Source organism: Azohydromonas lata NBRC 102462, assembly GCF_001571085.1.
Lineage (GTDB): Bacteria > Pseudomonadota > Gammaproteobacteria > Burkholderiales > Burkholderiaceae_C > Azohydromonas > Azohydromonas lata.
Genome location: NZ_BCTC01000161.1, coordinates 1 through 10,742 on the forward strand (window position 1 = coordinate 1; position 10,742 = coordinate 10,742).

At 68.6% G+C, this 10,742-nt stretch carries 10 protein-coding genes; 8 read left to right on the plus strand and 2 right to left on the minus strand.

The features are described from left to right. Nucleotides 1-519 (plus strand): ATP-binding protein (locus tag ALA01S_RS28955; protein ID WP_238456000.1); only part of this gene is annotated, 519 nt, incomplete at its 5' end. A gap of 227 nt (nucleotides 520-746) precedes the next feature. Continuing rightward, nucleotides 747-1,568: a TorF family putative porin gene (locus tag ALA01S_RS28960; RefSeq protein WP_066342866.1), complete on the plus strand. Its 822-nt coding sequence runs from the start codon at nucleotides 747-749 to the stop codon at nucleotides 1,566-1,568. Nucleotides 1,569-1,851: 283 nt separating this feature from the next. Here the strand turns inward: ALA01S_RS28960 and ALA01S_RS28965 are convergent, their stop codons facing one another. Beyond that, nucleotides 1,852-2,874 carry a helix-turn-helix domain-containing protein gene (locus ALA01S_RS28965; protein ID WP_169806040.1) on the minus strand — a complete coding sequence of 341 codons (1,023 nt, stop codon included), beginning with the start codon at nucleotides 2,872-2,874 and terminating at the stop codon, nucleotides 1,852-1,854. Between the two features lie 384 nt (nucleotides 2,875-3,258). Here ALA01S_RS28965 and peaA point away from each other — a divergent pair, with 384 nt between their 5' ends. From peaA to qhpE, 6 genes are all read left to right on the plus strand, one after another. After that, nucleotides 3,259-4,824 (plus strand): quinohemoprotein amine dehydrogenase subunit alpha, encoded by a 1,566-nt coding sequence (gene peaA, locus ALA01S_RS28970; RefSeq protein ID WP_218011548.1) that lies wholly within the window; start codon nucleotides 3,259-3,261, stop codon nucleotides 4,822-4,824. 183 nt (nucleotides 4,825-5,007) lie between these two features. Then, nucleotides 5,008-6,441 (plus strand): quinohemoprotein amine dehydrogenase maturation protein, encoded by a 1,434-nt coding sequence (gene peaB / locus ALA01S_RS28975; RefSeq protein WP_066342874.1) that lies wholly within the window; start codon nucleotides 5,008-5,010, stop codon nucleotides 6,439-6,441. Then, complete coding sequence (gene qhpC, locus ALA01S_RS28980) at nucleotides 6,438-6,758, plus strand: quinohemoprotein amine dehydrogenase subunit gamma (RefSeq protein ID WP_084268057.1); 321 nt, start codon at nucleotides 6,438-6,440, stop codon at nucleotides 6,756-6,758. Before peaB ends, qhpC begins: the two co-directional genes overlap by 4 nt. Before the next feature lie 29 nt (nucleotides 6,759-6,787). Further along, nucleotides 6,788-7,894 (plus strand): quinohemoprotein amine dehydrogenase subunit beta, encoded by a 1,107-nt coding sequence (gene peaD, locus ALA01S_RS28985; RefSeq protein ID WP_066342876.1) that lies wholly within the window; start codon nucleotides 6,788-6,790, stop codon nucleotides 7,892-7,894. Nucleotides 7,895-7,903: 9 nt separating this feature from the next. Next, a complete protein-coding gene (locus ALA01S_RS28990; RefSeq protein WP_066342878.1) occupies nucleotides 7,904-9,646 on the plus strand; it encodes an ABC transporter ATP-binding protein in 1,743 nt (580 codons plus the stop codon). Beyond that, nucleotides 9,643-10,305 (plus strand): subtilisin-like serine protease QhpE, encoded by a 663-nt coding sequence (qhpE, locus tag ALA01S_RS28995; RefSeq protein WP_066342880.1) that lies wholly within the window; start codon nucleotides 9,643-9,645, stop codon nucleotides 10,303-10,305. The genes ALA01S_RS28990 and qhpE overlap by 4 nt, the downstream gene beginning before the upstream one ends. An 80-nt stretch (nucleotides 10,306-10,385) precedes the next feature. On the opposite strand, the gene ALA01S_RS34515 is transcribed toward qhpE, so the two are convergent. Continuing rightward, on the minus strand, nucleotides 10,386-10,742 hold a 357-nt coding region (locus ALA01S_RS34515), incomplete at its 5' end, for a hypothetical protein (protein WP_218011549.1).

Below are 10,742 nucleotides of genomic sequence, written 5' to 3' on the forward strand. Positions count from 1 at the left end.
GGCGAAATGGCGCTGGAGGCGGTCGTCTTCGAGCTGGCGCCGCTGCTGGCCACCGTGCTGGACCTGGTGCGCCCGCAGGCCGACGCCAAGGGTTTGGCCTTGCAGGCCGACTTCGGCGCCGAGCTGCCGGCGCGCCTGGTGGGCGACCCGCTGCGGCTGCGCCAGGTGCTGCTCAACCTGCTGGCCAACGCGGTGAAGTTCACTGCGCACGGGCAGGTGACGCTGTGCGCGCGCTGGAGCGCGCCGCACCCGGGGGCCACGGGCGCGTCGGTGCTGTGCGTGGACGTGACGGACACCGGCATGGGCATCGCCCCCGCGCAGCAGCAGCGCATCTTCGAGCCCTTCACCCAGGCCGACGGGTCCATCACGCGGCGCTTCGGCGGCACGGGCCTGGGCCTGTCCATCGTCCAGCGGCTGGTGACGATGATGGGCGGCACGGTGCGGCTGGAAAGCACGCCGGGGCGGGGCAGCACGTTCAAGGTGTGCCTGCCGCTGGCGGTGGCGCCTCCCGGGCGCTGAGTTTGTTTGTAGGAGACCCGTCTTCAGCAGCCTTCTTGGCCGTTTCTTGATAACCCGGCCTTTAATCCTTGCCGTTTCTTGACAGGCCATTTCTTTATCCTTTCCTATATTCCCCTGAAGCTCCCATTTCCAGCCGGACAAGCATCGGCCCGGTCCGGCATGCAGGGAGCCATTCCAGAGCGCAGGCACAGGAAGGCCGGGCGCTTCCATCCTTGGGGAAAAATCACATGACAAATTCCGTCAAGCAAGCCGCCGCGTGGGCGTTGGTTTCTCTGTCTATGGTTTCCGCCGCGCAGGCCCAGGATGCCGCGGCATCGGCTGGAAACCCGCCGTGGACCGTCACCGGCAACGCTTCGCTGGTTTCACAATATCTTTTTCGGGGCATCACCCTGACGCAAGGCAAGCCCACGGTGCAGGCCGCCGTGGAAACCGTCCACGCCAGCGGATTTTATGCCGGCCTCTGGGGCTCGGGCGTGTCGCACGCGGCCTACAACAACGGTTCCGGTTCGGAAATCGATTTGTATGGCGGCTGGCGCAAGGACCTGGGCAACGGCTACGGGCTGGACACCGGCGTTTATGCCTACTGGTATCCCGGTGCCTACTACAGCGTGGACAATCGCCGCATCAAATACGATTCCGGCGAGGCCAAGCTGGTGCTTTCAAAAGACGCCTTCAACGTTGCCGGCTGGGTGGCGGTGAGCAAGCATTTCGCGGGGCTGGCGATCAACCCGAATACCGGCGAGGAGCAGTCCACGCGCGGGACGATGTATTTCGAGGTGAACTGGAATCCGGAGCTGGCGCCGGGATGGAATTTGAATTTGCACGCCGGGCGGCAAAATGTGCGCCATCTGGGCGACTACAGTTTCACCGATGTGCGGGCCGGGCTGACTTATACGCTGGAGTCCTGGCAGTTTTCACTGGCCGCCAGCCGCAACAACGCCAAGGCCGAGAAAAGTGGAGTGCCGCTGTGGACGTTTTTTGATGCGGACGGGCGAGGGGAAAAGGTGGCGGGGACGCGGTGGGTGGCGAGTGTGAGCAAGGGGTTTTGAATTGGGCTTAAAGCGCGGGCTGTCAGTGAAGAAGCTTTAATAACTGCTTCGTCATTCCCGCGAAGGCGGGAATCCAGGCGGCCCCGCGTCAAAGCGTAGTGTTTGGGCAGGCCGGCTGCGTTTGGGTGTTGGTTTGCCTGCTATTGCGCTTGCGGCTGGTTTGGGGGGCGCCTGGATTCCCGCCTTCGCGGGAATGACGAATCTGAAAGCGCGGCATATTGGCTACCGGCTACCGGCTACCGGCTACCGGCTGCCGGTTGGAAAATAATTTCTAAATTTCATTTCAATCATTCACCAACCACCTTACCCTCTTCAACCCCGGCGATTTCTTCGCCGTCTCCGACGGCAATTCCCCGAACAATTCCTTGTAATAGCAGGAGAACATGCCCAGGTGCCAGAAGCCCCAGTGGTGCGCCGCGGCGGAGACCGAGGGCGCGTCGCCCTGCAGCAGCGCGCGCCGCACGGCGTGCAGGCGCACGTTGCGGATGAAGGTCACGGGGTTCACGTCCAGCACCTGCATGAAGGCGTAATGCACGCCGCGGCGGCTCATATTCAAATAGGCACAAAGCTCCGTCACCGTGGGCGGCGTTTCGCGGTGGGCCAATATAAATTCACGCGCCCGCTCGACGATGGCACGGTGCACGCGCAAGGCGTCGCGTTCCACGCGCGGGGTTTCAAAGGCGCTGCCTAGCACGTCCAGGCAGGTTTCGGTGATGGCCTCCGACATGCGGCGCGTGGCCGCCTCGTAATTCAAGGCGTCCGGCGCATCCAAGGCCGCCAGCATGATTTGATGCAGGCCCGCGCGAAACCGCCGTGCCGCCGCCTCGTCCACCTTCTTGACCCGCTGGCCTTCGAATAACTTGTCCGCATCCACGCCCAGGATCTGGCTGGCCGAGCGCTGCATTTCGGCGCGGTCTATGAAAGCCACCAAGATGTCCGACTGCAGGGGTGTGCGCAGCCGTGCCGCCTCGCCGCGGGGCAGGAGAAACAGCTTATCTGCCTCCAGCGGCCGGTTTTGCCAGGTGCCGCCCGCGTGCGCGGCAATGCCTATGGAATAACAATCGGTGAGCGGCTGGCAATTCTGGTCCACCGCCTGCGACATGGTTTCGCGCAGCAATTGAACCGGGCCGAGCGACAAATCCACGGTGCGGCCCAGGAACTTGCCGTTGGAGAGCTGCGTATATTCCTGTGACCATTTGCTCAAGCTGTAAGCCTGGATCAGGGGATCTTCGCTTTCCGTGGAACTGATGCCCGCTGCGGGCGCCGTGGCCGGCATGCGCCACGATGGTGAAACGGTGCTGAGCATGGAGGTACTTCTGTGAGGATGGGCAGGAACTCGCAAGGCCTGTGCCATTGCCGCCACCCTGCAGCCATGTTAGGCGGCTTTTTCCTGGCGACAACGGGGGATTTCCTCAGGGCGGGTTCATTCAGCTTTGCCGTTTCTTGATAAAGCCCGCCGGCCGGTTTGCCGTTTCTCGATAACGGGTCAGGTCTGAAATTCGTAAAGTGCTTGCACGGCCACGGTGCATGCCCAAAGCTGGTTCACGAAAATGGTGAACGGCACGAATTCCTGGGCTTGCCGTGGCCTGGAAAGCCGATTCAACAAACCCAGCAGGCCTTTATGTCCAGAGTTGGAATTCGCCCATTCAAATGCCATGCCCTTGCCTGGGCTGCCGCCACCCTCCTGGGTTTGAGCAGCACATCGGCCTCTTTCGCGGCCGAGCCGGTGCTCTCCGGCAAGGAATTGATCAACGCCAAATGCGCGAGTTGCCACGCCGCCCAGGGCGACGGGCGCTGGTTTCGCATCAGCGAGGGCCGCAGAACCCCCGAGGGCTGGGACATGACCGTGGTCCGCATGGATTACGCCCACGGCGTGAAATTGACGGCGGAGGAACGGCAGCAGGTCGTCAAATACCTGTCTGACCATTTTGGGCTGGCGCCTTCGGAAACTCAAAATCACCGCTACATCCTGGAGCGGCAGCCCAATGTCCTGGAAAAGCCGGGCCATCCACTGCTGACGGAGATGTGCGTGCGCTGCCACTCGGCCGCGCGCATTGCCGTGCAGCGCCGCACCGAGGACGACTGGCGGCGCCTGGTGAATTTCCACGTCGGCCAGTTCCCCTCCATCGAATATTCGGCCGGCGGGCGCGACCGCCATTGGTTCGACATCGCGTCCAAGGACGTCGTGCAGGTCCTGGCCAGGCTCAACGGCTATGAGTCCGGCGCCTGGCGCGACTGGCAGGCCACCCCCGCGCCGGACGCCAGCGGCCGCTGGCGCCTGGCCGGCTACCGGCCGGGTCACGGCGCCTACGAGGGCGAGGCCGACATCCGCCGCGCCGATGGCAAGGACCGCTACGCGCTCAGCGTCACCCTGCGCTGGGCCGACGGCCGCAGCGAGTCGGCGCAGGGCCGCAGCATCGTCTACGGCAAGCACGAGTGGCGCGCCACGCTGCAGCAGGCCGACGGCACGGCCGTGCAGCAGGTGATGAGCATCGAGCCCGGCGGGCGGCGCATGAGCGGACGCTGGTTCCTGGCGGCCCAGGACGGCCTGGGCGGCGACCTCGTGGCCGTGCGGGCCGACGCGCAGGCACCGTCCGCCGTGCTCTCCGTGGTGCCCGCCGCGCTGCGCGCCGGCAGCACGGAGACCATCACCATCCACGGCGCCAACCTGGCCGGTGACGTTTCGCTGGGACCCGACCTGCGCGTGCTCGCAGTGATGTCGCGCGACGCCGACAAGGTCGTGGTGAAAGTGGCGGCCCGCGCCGGTGCCCGTGACGGCTTGCGCAGCGTGCGCGTGGGCACGGCCCAACTCCCCGTCGGTTTGCCCGTCTACCGCCGGGTGGACTATTTGAAAGTCGAGCCTGAGCACCCGATTGCCCGCTTGGGCGGCAATGGCGGCTCGCGCGCCAAGCTGCCGGCGCAGTTGGAGGCCGTCGGTTACGCCGCGGGGCCGGACGGCAAGCGCGGCACCAAGGACGACCTCCGCCTGGGCGCGCTGCCTGCGCAGTGGTCGCTGGACAACCTCACGCCCGCCGCGGCCGAGATGGGCGACGCCGACTTCGCCGTGGGCCGCATGGAGCCCAACGGCCTGTTCTGGCCCGCGGACGCCGGCCCCAACCCCCAGCGCAAGTTCGGCACCAACAACGCGGGCGAATTGAAAGCCACGGCCAAGGTGATGGACGGAAACCGCTCACTCAGTGCCTCGGTGCCGCTCTTCGTGAGCGTGCAGCGCTGGAACGACCCGCCCATCCGCTGAGTGCGACTGCTGCCCGCAGCTGCAACCTCACCCCGTCATGCCGGCGAAGGCCGGCATCCACGCGGGCCGGGATGTCGCCCGGTGTTCGTGGATCCCGGCCTGCGCCGGGATGACGAGGCCAGGTGTCAGCTTCCGGCGTGCATGGCCTCTGCCCACCCCTTTCCCTTTGCCTGGAGACCCTTCATGGCCCCCTTGCATGTAGACACCCACAGCTTCCACGACCTGAAGCTGGCCGACCGCCGCGTGCTGCTGCACATCCCCAGCACCGGCCTGTTCGACCTGGACCCCGTCACCGCCGACGTGCTGGATTTCGTCCGGCCCCTTTCCACCGTGCAGGCCGACGAGCTGCGACAGCGCTTCGACGGCCAGGCCTCGCCCGCCTCGCTCAGCGGCGCCATCGAGGATTTAAGAGCCCTGGGCGTGCTGCGCCCCGACCCGGCCGCGCCGGACCACGGGCCCGGCGTCAAGGTGACCGAGTTTCCGCTCAGCACCCTGGTGCTCAACGTCAACACCGGCTGCAACCTCAGCTGCACCTATTGCTACAAGGAAGACCTCACCACGCCGTCCAAGGGCCAGAAGCTGGCGCTGGAGACCGCCGAGCAGGCCATAGAGCTGCTGCTGCGCGAGGGGGCCCAGCGCGAGCGCGTGAGCATCGTCTTCTTCGGCGGCGAGCCGCTGAGCAACATGCCGCTGATCCGCGCCGCCACGGCCTATGCCGAGCGCCGCTGCGCGGAGGAGGGCAAGGCGCTGGACCTCTCGCTCACCACCAACGCCACGCTGCTGACCGAGGAGCTGATCGACTGGTTCGACCAGCACCGCTTCGGCATCTCCATCAGCATGGACGGCCCGCAGGCCGTGCACGACCGGCGGCGCAAGACGATTGGCGGGCAGGGCACGTACGAGGTGGTCGCGGCCAAGACCCGGCTGCTGCTCTCGCGCTACCGCAGCAAGCCGGTGGGGGCGCGCGTCACGCTCACGGCCGGCTTCACCGACGTGGAGGCCATACACCGCCACCTGAAGGACGAGCTGGGCTTTGCCGAGGTGGGCTTCGCGCCCGTGACCAGCAACCCGGTGGACACCTTCAACCTCGAAGGCGCGGAGCTGCGCGCGCTGTTCGAGTCCATGAAGCGCTTGGGCCGCGCCTACCGGGACGCGGCGCTGCGCGGGGAGAACATCGGCTTCTCCAACATGCACCAGCTCATGAGCGACCTGTACGAGGGCCGGCGCAAGGCGCTGCCCTGCGGCGCGGGCGTCGGCCTCCTGGCGGTGGACCACCAGGGCGAGCTGAACCTCTGCCACCGCTTCACCGGCTCGGAGCTGCCCACCTTCGGCAACGTGCGCGAGGGCATAGACAAGGCGCGGCTGGGCGGCTTCATCGAGGACGCCATGGACCGCTCCGGCCGCGGCTGCTCCACCTGCCGCATCCGCAACCTCTGCGCCGGAGGCTGCTACCACGAGTCCTACGCGCACTTCAGCGACCCGCACTCGCCCGTCTACCACTACTGCGAGCTGCTGCGGGAGTGGGTGGACTTCGGCATCGAGGTCTACCTGGACCTTTTGGAAAAGAACCCGTCCTTCTTGCATCGCCACGTCAGCCACAGGAGCACCGAGCTGTGAACCGCCTCAAGCCCCTCAACAAGAAAGCCCACCAGATGGACCAGGCCCCCGGCGAGGAGGGCGTGCAAAAAGTGGTGGCGCTGTCCACCACCGTGGTGGGCTGCACCACCACCTTCGACCCCGGCTGGGAGCTGGACGCCTTTGGCGGCGTCGCGGGCCTGTGCCAGCCCATGGAGGCCGACCTCTACGGCTGCTCCGACCCCTGCTGGTGGCCGGCGCAGGTGCCCGACAGCATGAACAGCTACCGGAGCTGGAGCGAGGGGGTGGACAGCGCAACGCTCGACTGGGCCAAGCTGCAGTCGGTGTTTCCCAAGTGAGCGCGCACCCAACACAGGAGCAACACCCGATGAAGCATTCCCGTTCCACCCGCCTGGCGCTGCGTGCCGGCGCCGCGGCGCTGCTGGCCACGCTGGCCGCGGCGGCTGCGGCCAAGGATTTCATCGTCACCGCCTGCCGGCCCGGCACGCTGGTGGTCATCGACGCGCAGGAGCGCAAGGTCGTCCACGCCCACCCGCTGCCCAACGGCTCCAGGAGCCACGGGCCGGGCGCCGTCGTCATCTCGCCGGACGGCAAGGTGGCCTACGTGCTGCACAACCACTGGGAAACCGTCTCCGGGCTGGACATCGACACCGGCAAGGAAGTCTTTCGCGCCGAGCTGTCGGCGGGGAGCCTGCGCGGCAAGTCCTTCAACGGCATGGACTTGAGCCCGGACGGCAAGGAGCTGGCCGTCTACGTGGTGCGCAACGAGATCCTGCCCGGCGAATACCAGGCGCAGGCACCGCACATCGCCGTGTTCGACACCTCGGCCGGTGTGGGCGCGTTGCCCGTGCGCACGCTGCCCGCGCCGCGGCGCGTGGGCAACCTGCTGTGGGCGCCCAACGGCAAGACGCTCTACGCCTTTGGCTGGGAGATGCTCAAGCTGGACCCGCAGACCGGCGCCGTGCAGGGCATGCACCCCTTCCGCACATGGAAGCGCGCCAACTTCGGCCAGGCCGACACGCTCAACTTCTGGCCGCAGCACGAGCAGACGCAGGTGTTCGTGTCGCCCTACTTCGTCCCGCGCACGGACAAGAAGGCCGACAGCCCCGAGGCCGTCAAGGCCGGCCTGTGGACGCTGGACCTGGCCACGGACAAGGTGCGCTTCAAGGAGTTCGAGAACGCGTCGGTGGTGCTGTTCTCGTCGGTGGTCAACCCGGCCAACCGCGACGAGGTGTTCACCGTCTTCAACCAGCTCACGCGCACCGACCTGCGCACGGGAAAAAGCGAGCGCGTGGACCTGGACCACTCGTTCTACAGCGTGAACATGGCTTCCGACGGCAGCGAGGTGTACGTGGGCGGCGCGCAGGGCGAGGTGGCGTTCTACGACAGCCGCACGCTCAAGAAATTGGGTGCCGTGCAGATGCCCGGCAGCGCGGACCAGTCCGCCGCCTCCCTGCGCGTGGTGCGCCGCTGATGCCGCGCCATGGCCGCGCCTGAGTTGCACCTGCTCCCCGTCGCCTGGCCCGCGCCGGCCGGCGCGGCCGCCACGGACGACGCGCGCGCGCAGGGCCTGCGCCTGCTGCGCGGGTGGATGGCGCCGCTGCTGCGCGGGCAGGCCTGGCGGTTCATCGCCGTGCTGCTGCTGTCCATCGCCGCCGTGGCGGCGGGCCTCGCGCAGCCGCTGCTGACCAAGGCGCTCATCGACGACGGCGTGCTGGCGCGCGACCCCGGTGCCATCGCCCGCGCGGGCGCCGCCATGGCCGCGCTGGCGCTGGGCGCCTTGCTGGTGGGCGTGCTGTGCCGGCGCCTCTACGCGCAGGCCTCCCTGCGGGTGCTGCACGGCTTGAAGGAAGCGTTGTTCGCGCACCTGCTCACGCTGTCGCCTGCCTTCCACGCCCGCGTGCGCCAGGGCGACTTGCTCGCACGGCTGGAAGGCGACTTGGGCGAAGTGCAGCGCTTCGCGGTGGATTCGGTGCTGTCCGCGCTGAACGCCGTGCTGATGCTGGCCGGCACGCTCTTGCTGCTGGGCCTGTGGAGCCCGCCGCTGGTGGCGGTGCTGGCGCTGCTGATGGGCGCGCATGCGCTGGCCAGCGGCCTGATGCGCCCGCGACTGGAGGCGCTGACGCGCCGCGCGCGGCAGGCGGGGGTGGAGGTGTCGGCCTTCCTGGTGGAGAAGCTCGCGGCCGTGCGCTGCATACAGACGCATGGCGCCGAGGGGCGCGAGGCGGCGCGGCTGGCCGGTTTGCATGCGGCGCTGCGGCGCGAGTCCATCGCGCTGCAGTTGCTTGGGCAGTTGGCAAATGGGTTGCCCAACCTGCTGCTGTCGCTGGGCGTGGTGGCCATCTTCGTGTTCGGCAGCCTGGCGATGCTGAAGGGGGAGGCGCTGACGCTGGGCATGCTGGTGGCGTTTGCGACCTGCGTGCAGCGGGCCAGCGCCCCGGTGCAGTCGCTCATGGGCCTGTGGCTCTCCTGGCAGCGCGCCAAGGTGGCGCTGGAGCGCGTCACGGACCTGACCGCCTGCCGGCCGGCGGTGGCGCCGGGCGAGGCGGGCAGCCTGGCCGTGCCGCCGCGGGGTGAAGTCGAGTTCCAGAACCTGTCGTTCACTTACCCCGGCGCCGCGCGCCCGGCGCTGGTGGCGTTCAGCGCCCGCATCCCGGCCGGTACAGCCGTGCTGCTGCGCGGGGCGTCGGGCTGCGGAAAATCCACGCTGGTGGACTTGCTGCACCGGCATTTCGAGCCGGCGGCGGGGCGCATCCTGCTGGATGGCCAGGATGTGCGCCGCCTGGACCGCGCCGCGCTGCGCCGCCGCGTGGCGGTGGTGTCGCAGGAGGCGGTGCTGTTTGCCGGGACGCTGGGTGAAAACATCCGCTACGGGCGGCCGCAGGCGTCGGACGAGGAGGTTCACCGCGCGGCCGAGGCGGCGGGCGTCGCCGAGTTCCTGCCGCAACTCGATCAGGGTTGGCAGACGGTGGTGGGCCCGCGCGGCGCGACGCTCTCCGGCGGGCAGCGCCAGCGCGTGGCCCTGGCGCGGGCGCTGCTGATGGCGCCCGCGGTGCTGGTGGTGGACGAGGGCACCTCCGCGCTGGACGAGGCGTTGGAGCGGCGCACGCTGCGCCGCATCGCCGAGCTGCTGCCGGGGTGCACGCGGGTGGTGGTGTCGCACCGCTCGGCACTGGAAGGGGAGTTCGACCAGGTCGTGGAGCTGGGCGCGGGAGCGCCGGCATGAGGCCCGTGCGCGTGGGCCTCGTGGACGGGCCTCTGGCGGCGCCGCTGTGGCCTTCGATGGAAGTGTCGGTGCGCTTTGGCGACGGGGGCGGGGCAGCCGTGAACCGCGCCGCGCTGGCGCACGGCAGCCACGTGGCGCAGCGGGTGCTGGAGGGCTGTCCGTCGGCGCGGCTGCTCAGCGCCCAGGTGTTCCACGGCGGGCTGGAGGCCGGGGTGGGCGAGGTGGTGGAGGCCGTTGGCTGGCTTGCGGCGCAGCGGGTGGACGTGATCAACCTGAGTTTCGGATTGCGCGAGCGCAGCGCGGCGCTGGAGGCGGCGTGCGAGGCGGCGCAGGCGGCGGGGGCGCTGCTGGTGGCGGCGGCGCCGTCGCGGGGCGGGGTGGTGTATCCGGCGGCGCTGGCCTCCTGCATTGCCGTCTCCGGCGACGCGCGCTGCCGGCCGGGCGAGGTGTCGTGGCTGGGGCTGGAGGGGACGGATTTCGGCACGCACGCCCTGCTGGAGCCGGGCAACGCCGCGCGCGGGGGCGGCGCGAGCATCGCGGCGGCGCGCATGAGCGGGCTGATCGCGGGGCTGCTTGGGCAGGGCGTGGCGGCCGAGGACATGAGGTCGCGGCTGTACTTGATGGCGGCCTGGGTTGGGCCGGAGAAGCGATGTGCGTAAGGGCGCGCGAAAGCGCATTGCTGTCCGAGGGAATTTGATGGCCGCCATCCGGAGACTGATCTGCGGCACCCCCCGAGCCGTCATTCCCGCGAAGGCGGGAATGACGGCTCGGGGGGTGCGAAGCGCCTGGGCTCACGGGCTGCGCACGAAAACCTGCTTTCCCCGGACAGCAGTGCGCGAAAGCGGGCATCCACGAACACCGAGGATGGCTTTCGAACGGCATCGCCCCGGGCCGACATTGGCGCGCCAGCACCCCGGCCGGCATGGATGCCCGCTTCCGCGGGCATGACGTGGTGGAGGGCGAAACGGTTCGGTTTGCGCGATGCCGTCGCGACCACGTGCAGCTTCCCGTCGCTGGCCGTGGGCGAAAGCGCCAGGCCCCCCACTGCGTCATCCCCGCGCAGGCGCAGTGCTGTCCGGGGAAAACGTAACAGGAG